Source organism: Variovorax sp. Root411, from assembly GCF_001425205.1.
Lineage (GTDB): Bacteria > Pseudomonadota > Gammaproteobacteria > Burkholderiales > Burkholderiaceae_C > Variovorax.
Genome location: NZ_LMDW01000019.1, coordinates 93,976 through 107,313 on the forward strand (window position 1 = coordinate 93,976; position 13,338 = coordinate 107,313).

Consider the following 13,338-nt stretch of genomic DNA (forward strand, 5'->3'; position numbering starts at 1 on the left):
CGCGGGCTACTTGCCGCTTTCGCGGCGCTCGCGCGCCCGCCGCACCTGCCGCGTCTCGTTCGCCTGCGAAGCGATGCGGTCCTTCTCGCGCTTCTTTGCCGCCCGCTTCTCGCGCATGCGGCGGCCCAGCACGTAGCTGCCGAGGCCCGTAACCACGGCAATGAAGATGCCGATGACGCTGATGTCGATGCCGCCCATCACTGCACCCGCACGATGCTCGACGGCTTGAAGCCGAGGTCGGCCGCCTTGCCCTTGCGTGCACGGCTGCCGCGGGCGTTGTTGAGCGTGCGGATTTCCAGCGTTTCATCGCGCTCCTTGCCGCCGCGGCCGATGCCCTCGATCTTCACGCTGCGCGTGTAGGCCGCGGCGCCGGCCAGGGTGTCCTTGGCCTCGAGGTCGATCAGCGTGAGGCCGCGACCGCCCTTCGGCAGGCTCTTGAGCTCGGAGATGTCGAAGGTCAGGATGCGACCGCCGGTCGAGGCGCAGGCCACGTGCGTGGCGGCAGGCATCGGCTCGGCGCCGCTCGCGCCGCCCACCAGCGACGGACGGCACAGCTGCTCGCCCTCGCCCACGTCGATGAAGGCCTTGCCGCCGCGCTGGCGCGACATCATGTTCTCGACCGTGGCGATGAAGCCGTAGCCGCCGGTGTTGGCCAGCAGCACGCTGGCGCCCACCGGGCCGGCGAAGAAATGCGTGACGTGCGTGCCGGCATCGAGCTCGATGAGCGTGGTGACGGGCTGGCCGTCGCCGCGCGCGCCAGGCAGCGAGGCCACGGGCACGGTGTAGACGCGCACGCTCTTGTCCTTGGCACTGCCGAAGACCAGCAGCGTGTCGACGCTGCGGCATTCGAAGGCACCGTAGAGCGCGTCGCCGGACTTGAAGCTGTATTCGGGCGCTGCGCCCTTCTCTCCGTTGCCGGCAGCCTTCTCGCTCGCCCAGCCCTTCTGCGCGCGGACCCAGCCCTTCTGCGAGACGATCACGGTCACGGGCTCGTCGACCACCTTCACTTCGGCCACGGCGCGCTTCTCGGCCTGGATGAGCGTGCGGCGCGCGTCCTCGAAGGTCTTGGCGTCGGCCTCTATTTCCTTCACGAGCAGGCGGCGCAATGCGGTCGGGCTGCCGAGAATGTCTTCGAGCCTCTTCTGCTCGTCGCGCAGGCCCGAGAGCTCCTGCTCGATCTTGATGGCTTCGAGCCGCGCAAGTTGGCGCAGGCGGATTTCAAGGATGTCCTCGGCCTGCCGTTCGCTGAGGTTGAAACGCGCAATGAGCGCCGCCTTCGGATCTTCCGCCGCGCGGATGATCGCAATCACCTCGTCGATGTTCAGCAGCACCAGCTGCCGGCCTTCGAGGATGTGGATGCGCTCCAGCACCTTGTTGAGCCGGTGGCGCGAGCGCTTTTCGACGGTGACCTCGCGGAACGCGATCCACTCGTTGAGCATCTGGCGCAGCGACTTCTGCGTGGGCTTGCCGTCGATGCCGACCATCGTGAGGTTGATCGGCGACGAGGTCTCGAGCGAGGTCTGCGCGAGCAGCGTGGTGATGAACTCGTCCTGGCTGATGCGCGAGGTCTTGGGCTCGAACACGAGGCGCACGGCCGCGTCCTTGCTGGACTCGTCGCGCACCACGTCGAGCACCGACAGCATCGCGGCCTTCAGCTGCGTCTGGTCGGCGCTCAGCGCCTTCTTGCCGGTCTTGACCTTCGGGTTGGTGATTTCCTCGATCTCTTCGAGCACCTTCTGCGTGCTCACGCCCGGCGGCAGTTCGTTGACCACGAGCTGCCACTGGCCGCGCGCGAGGTCTTCGATCTTCCAGCGCGCGCGCACCTTGAGCGAGCCGCGGCCGGTGCGGTAGGCATCGGCGATGTCGCTCGCGCTGCTGATGATCTGCGCGCCGCCCGGGTAGTCGGGGCCGGGCACGATGGCAAAGAGTTCTTCTTCGCTGAGCTTCCCGTTCGACTTGATCAGCGCCACGCAGGCGTCGGCGATCTCGCGCAGGTTGTGGCTAGGGATCTCGGTGGCCAGGCCGACCGCGATGCCGCTGGCGCCATTGAGCAGCGTGAACGGCAGCCGCGCGGGCAGCAGGCGCGGCTCTTCGGTGCTGCCGTCGTAGTTGGGAATGAAGTCGACCGTGCCTTCATCGATCTCGTCGAGCAGCAGGCTGGTGATGCGCGCCAGGCGCGCTTCGGTGTAGCGCATGGCCGCGGCGCCGTCGCCGTCGCGGCTGCCGAAGTTGCCCTGGCCATCGACCAGCGGATAGCGCTGCGAAAAATCTTGCGCCATGCGCACCAGCGCGTCGTACGCGGCCTGGTCGCTGTGCGGATGGAAGCGGCCAAGCACGTCGCCGACCACGCGCGCACTCTTCACGGGCTTGGCACCCACGGTGCCGTTGGTGCCGCCGAAGCCCAGGCCCATGCGCGACATCGAATACAGGATGCGCCGCTGCACCGGCTTCTGCCCGTCGGACACATCGGGCAGCGCGCGGCCCTTGACCACGCTGAGCGCGTATTCGAGGTAGGCGGTCTGGGCGTAGTCGGCGAGGGTCAGGGTCGTGTCGCCGTCGGTGGGACCCTGGAGATCGAGCGGAGGTTGGGAGTCGTCCATGAATGAGAGGGAAAGAAAAACAGTTTGTGGTCGCGAGGACGGAGCTTCGACGGTACTTGGCAGTCCCCGGAAGTCAGGACAGCGGGGGCGGCGGCGCGGTCGTGGCGCCCGGCTCGGCCGCGCCGGTCGGCACGTCGGGCAGTTCGGGCATCGTCGGCGCGCTGCGCGGCGATTCGGAGGGCATGTTGCCGCGGCCGATCGCGCCGCCCTTGGGCACCGCCATTTCCATGCGGATGCGCCCCGGCGTCTTGCCACTGCCGCTGCCGCCTCGAAGGTTGCCGCCCACCGTCACGGCCGAAGGCTTCAGGTACGCATACAGCTGCAGCACGGTCTGCACGTAGTTCTGCGTTTCCTTGTAGTTCGGGATCTTGTTGCCCGCGCGCTGCACCGCGCCTTCGCCGGCGTTGTAGGCGGCCAGCGCAAGCTCGATCTGGCCCGGGAACATCGCGATCAGGTCACGCAGGTAGCGCGAGCCGGCCGCGATGTTGATGCGCGGATCGAACAGCTTCTTCTCGATGGTCGCGCGCTTGTCGGCAGCCACGCCATAGCGCTGCGCCGTCGCGGGCATCAGCTGCATGAGACCCATGGCGCCCTTGGGCGAGACGGCCTGCGCATCGAAACCCGACTCGGTCGCGACCAGCGCCTGGAGCAGTTCGTAGTCGATGTCGTGCTTGTTCGATGCGTCGCGCAGTGCGGACTTGGCGGTCTTGTAGCCGGGCGAGGCCTCGAACATGGCCAGCAGCGATTGCGACGCGGCCGGCACCTTGCCGTCGAGCCTGCGGGCGCCGCGGCCCAGCGGAGAAAGGCCCTGCGCCGTGTCGAAGCTCTGGCCGCCACGGAAAAAGACCTGGTAGCGCTCGTCGACCTTCTCGGCAGCGAAATGCGCGACGCCATTGCTGTCGACGTAGCCGTAGATGTCAGCGGCGTGCGCCAGCCCCTGCTGCGTGCACAGCAGGAAGGCCGAAAGCAACAACGAACGCTTGAAAGCTGGCATGCGTGATGGAGGGATCAGACGTCGATATCGACATCGTCGGCGCGCAACTCCATGAGCTCGCGCCGCGCTGCCGCTTCGCCCTTGCCCATGAGCTTGGTGATCTCGCCCTGGGTGGACGTGAAGTCGAACCGGCCCAATTGGACCTGCATCAGGCGCCGGGTGTCTGGATTGAGCGTGGTTTCCCACAATTGTTCCGCGCTCATTTCGCCCAGGCCCTTGAAGCGGCTGATGCTCCAGGCGCCTTCGCGCACGCCATCTTTACGCAATTTGTCGAGCGTGGCGGTCAGTTCGCCCTCGTCGAGCGCGTAGACCTTGGAGGCCGGCTTCTTGCCGCGCGCGGGCGCATCGACCCGGAACAATGGCGGTTTGGCGACATACACGTGGCCGGTTTCGATGAGCTTCGGAAAGTGCCGGAAGAACAGCGTCAACAGCAGCACCTGGATGTGGGAGCCGTCCACGTCGGCATCGCTCAGGATGCAGATTTTTCCGTAGCGCAGGCCGCTCATGTCGGGCGTGTCGTTCGGGCCGTGCGGATCGACGCCCACGGCAACCGAGATGTCGTGGATTTCGGTATTGGCGAAGAGCCGGTCGCGCTCGACTTCCCAGGTGTTCAGCACCTTGCCGCGCAGCGGAAGGATGGCCTGGCTTTCCTTGTCGCGGCCCATCTTGGCGCTGCCGCCGGCGGAGTCGCCCTCGACCAGGAAGACTTCGTTGTGGCTGATGTCCTTGCTCTCGCAGTCGGTCAGCTTGCCCGGCAGCACGGCCACGCCGGAACCCTTGCGCTTCTCGACCTTCTGGCCGGCGCGCTGGCGGGTCTGCGCGGCCTTGATGGCCAGTTCGGCGAGCTTGCGGCCATAGTCGACGTGCTGGTTGAGCCACAGTTCGAGCGCGGGGCGCACGAAGCTCGACACCAGCCGCACCGCGTCGCGCGAGTTCAGGCGCTCCTTGATCTGGCCCTGGAACTGCGGATCGAGCACCTTGGCGCTGAGCACGTATGAGGCCCGCGCGAACACGTCTTCAGGCAGCAGCTTCACGCCCTTGGGCAGCAGCGAGTGCAGTTCGATGAAGCCCTTCACTGCGGTGAACAGGCCGTCGCGCAGGCCGCTTTCGTGCGTGCCGCCGGCGCTGGTGGGAATCAGGTTGACGTAGCTCTCGCGCACCGGCTGGCCGTCTTCGGTGAAGGCCACGCACCAGTCAGCGCCCTCGCCTTCGGCGAAGTTGTCGGCGTTCTTGTCGGCATGGCCGCTGCCTTCGAACAGCGGAATGACGGGGTCTCCATTGAGCGTCTGCATGAGGTAGTCGCTCAGGCCGCCCTTGTAGAGCCACTGCTGGCTTTCCTTGGTCTTCTCGTTCACGAGCGTAACGCTCACGCCAGGCATCAGCACGGCCTTGCTGCGCAGCAGGTGCGTGAGTTCGCCCATGGGCAGCACGGCGGTCTCGAAGTACTTGGCGTCGGGCCAGGCGCGCACGGTGGTGCCCTGCTTGCGCTCGCCGGCTTCGAGCTTGCGGATTTCGAGCGCCTCGATCACGTCGCCGGCGCTGAAGGCCAGCTTGGCGACGGAGCCTTCGCGGTGCGAGGTGACTTCGAGCCGCTTCGACAGCGCATTGGTCACCGACACGCCCACGCCATGCAGACCGCCCGAGAAGCTGTAGGCGCCGCCCGAGCCCTTGTCGAACTTGCCGCCCGCGTGCAGCCGGGTGAACACGAGTTCGACGACCGGGGCCTTTTCCTCGGGGTGCAGGCCGAAGGGAATGCCCCGGCCGTCGTCCTCGACGCTGACCGAGCCGTCGACGTGGAGCGTGACCTTGATCTTCTTGCCGTAGCCCGCCAGCGCCTCGTCGGCCGCGTTGTCCAGCACTTCCTGGATGATGTGCAGCGGGTTGTCGGTCCGGGTGTACATGCCCGGGCGCTGCTTCACGGGCTCGAGGCCCTTGAGCACGCGGATGGAGCCTTCCGAGTAGCCGGACGATGCGGACGGTGAACCGGGGGGAGTCTTGAGGGGAGTCGCCATGGGGGCGGATTGTAGTCAGTCGCCGCCAAATGACTGGATACCCATACAGGAGCCATCCGCCGGAGGGAACCCGCCCGCAAGGCGTTGATGCGCCGATCGCATCAAAGCCACCTCGATAAATCATCAATGCCGTCGGCCGCCCTGCCGCCTGCCGAAGCCCGCAAGTCGCTACATTCGACGCGATGCAAGCCCCAGTCCCCACCCTCTCTATCAAGCAAGTCCTGTTCTGCGGGGCCATGATCGTCACGCTGTCGATGGGCATCCGCCACGGCTTCGGGCTCTGGCTGCAGCCGATCACGCAGGCGCAGGACTGGAGCCGGCAGACCTTCTCGTTCGCGCTGGCGGTCCAAAATCTTTCATGGGGCATCTTCGGGGTGTTCGCCGGCATGCTGGCCGACCGCTTCGGCGCGTTCCGGGTGCTGATCGGCGGCTCGGTGTTCTATGCGCTGGGGCTGCTCGGCATGGCGCATTCGCCGACGCCGCTGCTCTTCACACTGAGCGCGGGCGTGCTGATCGGCGCGGCGCAGGCGGGCTCGACCTATGCGGTGATCTACGGCGTGATCGGTCGGCAGATTCCGGCCGAACGGCGCTCGTGGGCCATGGGCGTGGCGGCGGCGGCCGGCTCCTTCGGGCAGTTCCTGATGGCACCCATCGAGGGGCGGCTGATTGGCCACCTGGGCTGGCAGACGGCGCTTGCCGTGGTGGCGGTGCTGGTGCTGGTGATCATCCCGATGGCCTTCGGCCTGCGCGAACCGAAGACGTCTGCGCTGGCCGGGCACCGCGAACAATCGGTGCTGCAGGCGGTGGGCGAGGCTTTCCGCTATCCGAGCTTCGGGCTGCTGATGGCGGGGTACTTCGTCTGCGGCTTCCAGCTTGCGTTCATCGGCATCCACATGCCGACCTACCTGCGCGACCGGAGCCTGCCGGCCGAGGTGGCGGGCTATGCGCTGGCGCTGATCGGGCTGTTCAACGTGTTCGGCACCTACACGGTGGGGCTGCTGGGGCAGAAGCTGGCCAAGCGCAAGATCCTGGCGGCGATCTATTTCGCGCGGGCCGTGTCGATCGCGCTGTTCCTGCTGGTGCCGATCTCGCCGCTCAGCGTGTATGTGTTCTCGGCGGCGATGGGCTTCCTGTGGCTGTCGACCGTGCCGGCCACCAACGCGATCGTGGCGGGTATCTTCGGCGTGGCGCATCTCTCGATGCTCAGCGGCTTCGTGTTCCTGAGCCACCAGGTCGGCTCGTTCCTGGGCGTGTGGCTCGGCGGCTACCTGTACGACACCACGGGCAGCTACGACATCGTCTGGTACATCGCGGTCGCGCTGGGCGTGTTCGCGGCGCTGATCAACCTGCCGGTGAAGGAAAGCGCCATCTCGCGCTCGTCGCCACAGCCGCTGGGGGCCGTGGGCTGATTGCGTATAAACACGGCCATGACTTCGCAAATGCGCCACCACATCGTCCACGCGGGCTGGCTGGCCGCCGCGCTGGCAGTGCTGGGCGGCGTGTTCGCGCTCTACGTGCACCCGGACTTCCTCGTGACGCTGGTCGACCAGATCTGGTCCTGTTTCTGAAGCCCGCCCCGCCATGAAAGATGCCGCACCGATGCACGGCCTGTCCGCACCTTCCGAATGGATCGTTCGCTGGACGCATCTGCTTGCGCCCGGCGCCGCGGTGCTCGACGTGGCCTGCGGCACCGGACGGCACATGCAGTGGTTCGCGGGCCGCGGGCATCCGGCCACCGGTGTCGACCGCTCGCCTGAGGCCATCGCGGCAGCCGGCGCCTTCGGCCGCACCGTCGCGGCGGACATCGAGTCGGGCCCCTGGCCCTTCACCGGCCAGGCCTTTGGCGCCGTGATCGTCACCAACTACCTCTGGCGCCCACGCATGACCGACATCGTGGCCGCGGTGGCGCCGGGCGGCGTGCTGCTCTACGAAACCTTCGCGGCGGGCAACGAAACCGTCGGCAAGCCCTCGCGCCCCGACTTCCTGCTGCAGCCCGGCGAACTGCTGGCGGCCTGCGCCGGCCTGCGCGTGGTGGCCTACGAGGACGGCTTCATTCCCGAACCGGCGCGCTTCGTGCAGCGCATTGCCGCCATCCGCCCCGCTGGCACCGACGCCGGCCAGCCGCCCCGGCACCTCCTTCCGGGAAAGTGAGGGGGCCGGGGCGGCTGTCTTGCGGCACGCCGGAGTAAGTAGAATCGGCGCTTTCGTCCACCGACAAAGAGATTCCCCTTGGAGCAACTGACAGGCAGCATCGTCGCGCTCGTCACGCCGATGCACGACGACGGCAGTGTCGACTACCCCGCCCTGCGGCGGCTCATCGACTGGCACATCGAAGAAGGCACCGACTGCCTCGGCGTGGTCGGCACCACCGGCGAATCGCCGACGGTCGATGTCGAAGAGCACTGCGAAATCATCCGTGTTTCGGTCGAGCAGGCCCGGGGCCGCGTGCCCGTGATGGCCGGCTGCGGCGCGAACTCGACCAAGGAAGCCATCGAGCTCGCCAGGTTCGCCAAGGGCGTGGGCGCCGATTCGCAGCTCCAGGTCGTGCCGTACTACAACAAGCCCACGCAAGAGGGCCAATACCAGCATTTCAAGGCCATCGCCGAAGCCGTGGGCGACCTGCCCGTCGTGCTCTACAACGTGCCCGGCCGCACCGTTGCCGATATGGCGCACGACACCGTGCTGCGACTGGCGCAGGTGCCCGGCATCATCGGCATCAAGGAAGCCACCGGCAACATCGAGCGCGCCCAGTGGCTCATTCGCGACCTGCCGAAGAGCTTTGCCGTCTATTCCGGCGACGACCCGACCGCGGTCGCGCTCATGCTCTGCGGCGGCCAGGGCAACATCAGCGTCACGGCCAACGTCGCCCCGCGCAAGATGCACGAACTGTGCGTGGCTGCACTGGCGGGCGACGTCAAGCGCGCCATGCAGATCCAGTTCGAGCTGATGCCGCTGCACCGCAACCTGTTCGTCGAGCCCAACCCGATTCCGCTGAAGTGGGCCATGGCCCGGCTCGGCCTGTGCGGCGGCACGCTGCGCCTGCCGCTCACCGAACTCGGCGAAGCGAGCCGCCCCGCAGTCGAAGGCGCCCTGCGCGCCACTGGCCTGCTGAAGGGCTGAGCACTCTTTCCCCTGGCCGCAGCAAGGTTAAGCAACCTTTTGCCCGAATCGTGCTCTGAGATGGCGGGCACTGCGGCCCCTAGATTGACCGAACCATTCCAACAAGGAAGACGACGTTGAAGAACCTTTCGCGACTTGCACTGCTGGCCCTCGTTGCCAGCCTCGCCGCCTGCTCCGTCCTCGAGAGCGACAAGATCGACTACAAGAGTGCAGGCAAGGCCCCGACGCTCGAAGTCCCACCCGATCTCTCCCAACTCTCGCGCGACAACCGCTACGCCATCCCCGGCGGCGCCGTGACCGCCAATGCCTACCAGGCCGGCATCGCCAACGCCCCGGGCGTGCCCACCGCCGTGAGCAACCTCGGCGACGTGCGCATGGAGCGCTCGGGCACGCAGCGCTGGATCGTCGTCAACCGCACGCCCGACCAGCTCTGGGACCCGGTGAAGGACTTCTGGCAGGAAAGCGGCTTCCTGCTGACCACCGACCAGCGCAACCTGGGCATCATGGAAACCGACTGGGCCGAGAATCGCGCCAAGCTGCCGCAGGACATCATTCGCGGCACGCTGGGCAAGCTGGTCGACTCGGTCTACTCGACCGGCGAACTCGACCGCTTCCGCACCCGCCTGGAACGCACGCCCACCGGCACCGAGATCTTCGTGAGCCACCGCGGCATGCAGGAGGTCTACAACAACTCGCGCCAGGACCAGACCGTGTGGCAGCCCCGCCCCAGCGATCCTGAACTCGAGACCGAATTCCTGCGCCGCCTGATGGTCAAGCTCGGCGTCTCGCAGGAGCAGTCGAAGATCCTGGCCGCCACCACCGCGCCGACCAAGACCGCCACCGTCGCCAAGGTCGGCAACCAGCCGGTCGTGCAGATCAGCGAAGGCTTCGAGCGCGCATGGCGCCGCGTCGGCCTCGCGCTCGACCGCACCGGCTTCACCGTGGAAGACCGCGACCGCAGCGCCGGCCTGTATTACGTGCGCTACGTGACCCCGAACCCCGACAAGAAGGAGCCCGGCTTCTTCGGCAAGCTGTTCAGCAGCTCGACCAAGGACGATGCGCCGATCAAGTTCCGCATCTCGGTCAAGGGCCAGGGCGAAGCCACCACGGTGTCGGTGCTCAACGCAGCCGGTGCGCCCGAAACCTCGGCCAATGCCGAGCGCATTGTCAAGGTCATTGCAGACGACCTGAAGTAACCCGCATGCTCCGCTTCCGAAGCCTCGGCAGCGGCAGCACGGGCAACGCCGCGCTGGTCGAAGCGACCAGCGCCGGCCGCACCTCCCGCCTCCTGATCGACTGCGGCTTCGGCCTCAAGCAGCTCGATCTGCGGCTGGCCCAGGCGGGCCTCGCCGCGAGCGACATCGATGCGGTCTTCGTTACGCACGAGCACGGCGACCACATCGGCTGCGCCCATTCGCTGTCGCGGCGCAACCGCATTCCCGTCTGGATGAGCGAAGGCACGTGGCTCGCCACCGGTGGGCGCGATTTCGGGGGGCTGCTGAACCTGGCGCGCGACGACGCGGAGTTCGCGGTCGGCGACATCAGCGTGCAGCCCTTCACCGTGCCCCACGATGCGCGCGAACCGCTGCAGCTGCGCTGCACCGACGGCAACCGAACGCTGGGCGTGCTGACCGATCTGGGCCACGCCACGGCCCACGTGCTGGCCCGCCTGAGCGGCGTGCATGCGCTGCTGCTGGAGTTCAACCACGACAGCGAGCTGCTGGCGAATTCGGCCTATCCGCCCTTTCTCAAGCACCGTGTCGGTGGCAACTACGGCCACCTGTCGAACACGGCCGCCGCAGAGATTGCGCGCGCGGTGCTGCACGACGGCCTGCGCCATGTGGTCGCGGCGCACCTGAGCGAGCAGAACAACCGTCCCGGAATCGTGCGCCGCCTGATGGCCGAGGCCCTCGGCGGCGACGAGGCCGAGATGCTCACCGCCACGGCATCGGAGGGCTCGCCTTGGCTCGACGTGTGAGCCGCGCCGTCCTCACGCCCTCCTAAGAAAAAAAGCCGCCTCATGGCGGCTTTCATCATGGCGGGAACCGAGGCCTTGCCTATTGCTTCGGCGCTTCATTCTTCTTCGCTGCCTCCGTGGCTGCGTTCGCGGCATCGAGCGCGGACGATGCGCCGGGTGCCGGCATTGCCGCGCCCGATGCGGCCGGATCGGTGGCAGGCGGAGGAACCGGAGCGGGCGCAGGTTCGGTCACGGGCGCAGGAGGCGGCGTCACGACAGCCGGCGCAGCATCCTCCTTCTTTCCGCAGGCGACGAGCGCGGCAGCGGCAATCAGCGAGGCAACCAGGACGGACGATGACTTCTTCATGGAAACTCCTTTGGCAATGAAGGCTGGAACTAAAAAATTCTAGACCCGCCTCCCTGTCCGAATATGTCTCGCGGCCGCATTCGCGGCATTGGCTTACAAGCCCAATGTCGATGCCGGAAACGCCGGCCGCGCGATGCGCCAGCATTCGTCGATCGACTCGCGCAAGGCGCGGCGGGCGGGCGCATCGGTGCCGCTCACGCCGCGGCTGCGCTCGGGGTCGATGCGATGCACGAACCAGGTGGGCGTCCAGATGGCGCTGGGCACTTCGGAGCCCGCGGCCTTGCCGGTCGCGCGGCATTCGACGATGTGGTCCCATATGCGGCGCCACGGCACGAAGCGCGCGTGGCCACGTTCGAGAACGTCGAAGCGCTGCGCGAGCAGCACGAAACGGCGGCCGCTTGCCGACCAGGCCTGCAGCGCGTCGATGCTGGCGCGCTCGCCCAGCGGCCAATCGGCAAAGTCGGGGTCGCTGAAAACGATTTCTTTCCAGCCCTCCCGCGCGGCGGCCGACAGTGCCGCACGCAGGATCGCATCGAAGGCTTCGCGGCCATCGAAGCGCCCTTCGGTCAGCGACGGTACGGGGTCGTCATTCGGCATGAAGCCAGCCTGCCTCGCACCATTCGCCGAGCAACGCCAGCGCGCCTTCGCTGGCACGGGCCAGTTCGCGGGGGCCCAGCGCGCGCTGGTCGGCAAGGCGGCGCATCAGCGTGGCATCGGCTCCGCCGGCGCGAAAGCTCTCGCCGTTGATGTAGATGTGCCGCGTGTCGTAGAGCATGCGCGTGCGGCGGTCGAGTGCCACCTGATGCATCGCATGGGGTGTCTCGCCACCTTCGCCGAACCAGACGTTGGCCTTGGGTTCGGTGAGCGATTCGCCGAGTGCGCGGTCGATGGCGTCGGCATCGCGCAGTGCGGCCTCCACGGCCTTGCGCGCGAAGCCCTGCAATGCGGCGGGCATCTGCGCGGGTGCATCGACGGCCGGCTGCATCGGGTCGCGGTAGCGCGCCAGTTCGGCAGGCCCCGCATCTTCCAGGTCTTCGGCGTACGCCTGCGCCATGCGCGCCAGCAGGTCGGCGCCGAGTTCGCCCAATGCGGACGAACGCAGGCCGATGGAGCAGGTCATGCAGTCGTCGCCCACGGCCACGCCGTCGTGGGCGTAGCGCGGCGGCAGGTACAACATGTCGCCGGGCTCGAGCACGAAGGTCTGCTCGGGCTCGAAGTTCTCGAGGATCTTGAGCGGCACGCCCGGCTGCAGGCGCAGGTCGCTTTGCTTGCCGATGGACCAGCGGCGACGCCCCTGGGCCTGCAGCAGGAACACGTCGTAGCTGTCGAAATGCGCGCCCACGCCGCCGGTGTCGCTGGCGTAGCTGATCATCAGGTCGTCGAGGCGGGCGTCGGGCAGGAAGCGAAACTGCTGCAACAGTTCGTGTACGCCTTCGTGATGCAGGTCGACGCCCTGCACCAGCAGCGTCCAGGCCGGTTGCTCCAGCGGCGGCAAGGCACGCCGGGCCAGCGGCCCATGCTTGAGCGACCAGCCGGCCTTGCCATGCCGGATCAGGCGCGATTCGACCTCCTCGCGTTCGGCCAGCGCGAACAACGCAGCGCGTTCGATCGGTGGCACCATCGCGGGTATCGCCTGTCGGACGAGCAAGGGTTTTTTCTGCCAGTGCCGCCGCATGAACTGCGCGGCACTCAGGCCGCCGAGCAACGGCAGGGGTTGATTGATCTCCATGGGAGAATTCTGCAATGGAAATCTCTGAACAATGCGTGGTCGGCCTGACCTGGACCATGAAAGACACGCTCGGCGACGTGCTGGACGTGCTCGACGAGCCTGTTGAATTCATGGTCGGCGGCGACGACCTCTTCGACGTGATCGAAGCGGCCCTGCAAGGCCATGAGCCCGGCGCCCGGGTGCAACTGCAGATCGAACCCGAGCAGGGCTTCGGCGACTTCAACGACCAGTTGCTCTTTCTGGAGCCGCGCTCGCTCTTCCCCGAAGGCACGGAAGAAGGCATGACCTTCGACGGCTCCGCCCTCCCCAAGGGCGTGAACAGCGACATTCCGAAAGACGCGATCTACACTGTGGCCGAGATCTATCCGGAACACCTTGTGCTGGACGGCAACCATCCGCTGGCAGGCATCGCGATCCGGCTCGACATCACGGTGCGCTCGGTGCGCGAGGCCACCGAAGAAGAAGTCGGCCGCGGCTCGGCGGGCACGGGCTTCTTCAAGGTCGCGCCGATGGCACCGGGCAACCAGACGCTGCATTGATTGAGAGGCAACGCGCCAGC

The 13,338-nt window shown here is 67.3% G+C and carries 14 protein-coding genes; 7 read left to right on the top strand and 7 right to left on the bottom strand.

Annotation, left to right across the window (positions count from 1 at the left end; translation table 11 throughout):
* Positions 1-6: 6 nt before the first annotated feature.
* From ASC92_RS23360 to ASC92_RS23375, 4 genes are all read right to left on the bottom strand, one after another.
* Positions 7-198: a hypothetical protein gene (locus ASC92_RS23360; RefSeq protein WP_056520529.1), complete on the bottom strand. Its 192-nt coding sequence runs from the start codon at positions 196-198 to the stop codon at positions 7-9.
* Entirely contained in the window at positions 198-2,600 is a 2,403-nt protein-coding gene (gene parC / locus ASC92_RS23365) for a DNA topoisomerase IV subunit A (RefSeq protein WP_056520531.1), read from the bottom strand. Before parC ends, ASC92_RS23360 begins: the two co-directional genes overlap by 1 nt.
* Before the next feature lie 73 nt (positions 2,601-2,673).
* Positions 2,674-3,594 carry a lytic transglycosylase domain-containing protein gene (locus ASC92_RS23370; RefSeq protein WP_056520534.1) on the bottom strand — a complete coding sequence of 307 codons (921 nt, stop codon included), beginning with the start codon at positions 3,592-3,594 and terminating at the stop codon, positions 2,674-2,676.
* Positions 3,595-3,608: 14 nt separating this feature from the next.
* The gene (locus ASC92_RS23375) at positions 3,609-5,606 is read right to left on the bottom strand and encodes a DNA topoisomerase IV subunit B (RefSeq protein WP_056520536.1); all 1,998 of its coding nucleotides are present in this window, start codon (positions 5,604-5,606) and stop codon (positions 3,609-3,611) included.
* A 182-nt stretch (positions 5,607-5,788) separates the two neighbouring features.
* Here ASC92_RS23375 and ASC92_RS23380 point away from each other — a divergent pair, with 182 nt between their 5' ends.
* From ASC92_RS23380 to ASC92_RS23400, 6 genes are all read left to right on the top strand, one after another.
* A complete protein-coding gene (locus tag ASC92_RS23380) occupies positions 5,789-7,015 on the top strand; it encodes an MFS transporter (RefSeq protein ID WP_056520537.1) in 1,227 nt (408 codons plus the stop codon).
* Positions 7,016-7,033: 18 nt separating this feature from the next.
* Positions 7,034-7,174 (top strand): hypothetical protein, encoded by a 141-nt coding sequence (locus ASC92_RS29130; protein ID WP_200936025.1) that lies wholly within the window; start codon positions 7,034-7,036, stop codon positions 7,172-7,174.
* Between the two features lie 13 nt (positions 7,175-7,187).
* Positions 7,188-7,757, top strand: coding sequence for a class I SAM-dependent methyltransferase (locus ASC92_RS23385; protein WP_056520539.1), 570 nt, complete (start codon positions 7,188-7,190; stop codon positions 7,755-7,757).
* Positions 7,758-7,835: 78 nt separating this feature from the next.
* Positions 7,836-8,726, top strand: coding sequence for a 4-hydroxy-tetrahydrodipicolinate synthase (gene dapA, locus ASC92_RS23390; protein ID WP_082519697.1), 891 nt, complete (start codon positions 7,836-7,838; stop codon positions 8,724-8,726).
* A gap of 116 nt (positions 8,727-8,842) precedes the next feature.
* A complete protein-coding gene (gene bamC / locus ASC92_RS23395; RefSeq protein ID WP_056520541.1) occupies positions 8,843-9,922 on the top strand; it encodes an outer membrane protein assembly factor BamC in 1,080 nt (359 codons plus the stop codon).
* Between the two features lie 5 nt (positions 9,923-9,927).
* Positions 9,928-10,704 carry an MBL fold metallo-hydrolase gene (locus ASC92_RS23400; protein WP_056520543.1) on the top strand — a complete coding sequence of 259 codons (777 nt, stop codon included), beginning with the start codon at positions 9,928-9,930 and terminating at the stop codon, positions 10,702-10,704.
* 79 nt (positions 10,705-10,783) lie between these two features.
* Here ASC92_RS23400 and ASC92_RS23405 read toward each other — a convergent pair whose 3' ends face one another.
* The 3 genes from ASC92_RS23405 to ASC92_RS23415 form a co-directional block, all read right to left on the bottom strand.
* Entirely contained in the window at positions 10,784-11,050 is a 267-nt protein-coding gene (locus ASC92_RS23405; RefSeq protein ID WP_056520545.1) for a hypothetical protein, read from the bottom strand.
* Positions 11,051-11,143: 93 nt separating this feature from the next.
* Complete coding sequence (locus tag ASC92_RS23410) at positions 11,144-11,647, bottom strand: hypothetical protein (RefSeq protein ID WP_056520547.1); 504 nt, start codon at positions 11,645-11,647, stop codon at positions 11,144-11,146.
* The gene (locus ASC92_RS23415) at positions 11,637-12,779 is read right to left on the bottom strand and encodes a JmjC domain-containing protein (protein ID WP_056520550.1); all 1,143 of its coding nucleotides are present in this window, start codon (positions 12,777-12,779) and stop codon (positions 11,637-11,639) included. Before ASC92_RS23415 ends, ASC92_RS23410 begins: the two co-directional genes overlap by 11 nt.
* Before the next feature lie 14 nt (positions 12,780-12,793).
* Between ASC92_RS23415 and ASC92_RS23420 the strand changes: the two genes are divergently transcribed.
* Positions 12,794-13,318 carry an FKBP-type peptidyl-prolyl cis-trans isomerase gene (locus ASC92_RS23420; protein WP_056520553.1) on the top strand — a complete coding sequence of 175 codons (525 nt, stop codon included), beginning with the start codon at positions 12,794-12,796 and terminating at the stop codon, positions 13,316-13,318.
* Positions 13,319-13,338: the final 20 nt, after the last annotated feature.

Coding starts and splice junctions, on each gene's coding strand:
- ASC92_RS23360 (WP_056520529.1), bottom strand. CDS start 198: ATGGGCGGCATCGACATCAGCGTCATCGGCATCTTCATTGCCGTGGTT.
- parC (WP_056520531.1), bottom strand. CDS start 2,600: ATGGACGACTCCCAACCTCCGCTCGATCTCCAGGGTCCCACCGACGGC.
- ASC92_RS23370 (WP_056520534.1), bottom strand. CDS start 3,594: ATGCCAGCTTTCAAGCGTTCGTTGTTGCTTTCGGCCTTCCTGCTGTGC.
- ASC92_RS23375 (WP_056520536.1), bottom strand. CDS start 5,606: ATGGCGACTCCCCTCAAGACTCCCCCCGGTTCACCGTCCGCATCGTCC.
- ASC92_RS23380 (WP_056520537.1), top strand. CDS start 5,789: ATGCAAGCCCCAGTCCCCACCCTCTCTATCAAGCAAGTCCTGTTCTGC.
- ASC92_RS29130 (WP_200936025.1), top strand. CDS start 7,034: ATGACTTCGCAAATGCGCCACCACATCGTCCACGCGGGCTGGCTGGCC.
- ASC92_RS23385 (WP_056520539.1), top strand. CDS start 7,188: ATGAAAGATGCCGCACCGATGCACGGCCTGTCCGCACCTTCCGAATGG.
- ASC92_RS23400 (WP_056520543.1), top strand. CDS start 9,928: ATGCTCCGCTTCCGAAGCCTCGGCAGCGGCAGCACGGGCAACGCCGCG.
- ASC92_RS23405 (WP_056520545.1), bottom strand. CDS start 11,050: ATGAAGAAGTCATCGTCCGTCCTGGTTGCCTCGCTGATTGCCGCTGCC.
- ASC92_RS23410 (WP_056520547.1), bottom strand. CDS start 11,647: ATGCCGAATGACGACCCCGTACCGTCGCTGACCGAAGGGCGCTTCGAT.
- ASC92_RS23415 (WP_056520550.1), bottom strand. CDS start 12,779: ATGGAGATCAATCAACCCCTGCCGTTGCTCGGCGGCCTGAGTGCCGCG.
- ASC92_RS23420 (WP_056520553.1), top strand. CDS start 12,794: ATGGAAATCTCTGAACAATGCGTGGTCGGCCTGACCTGGACCATGAAA.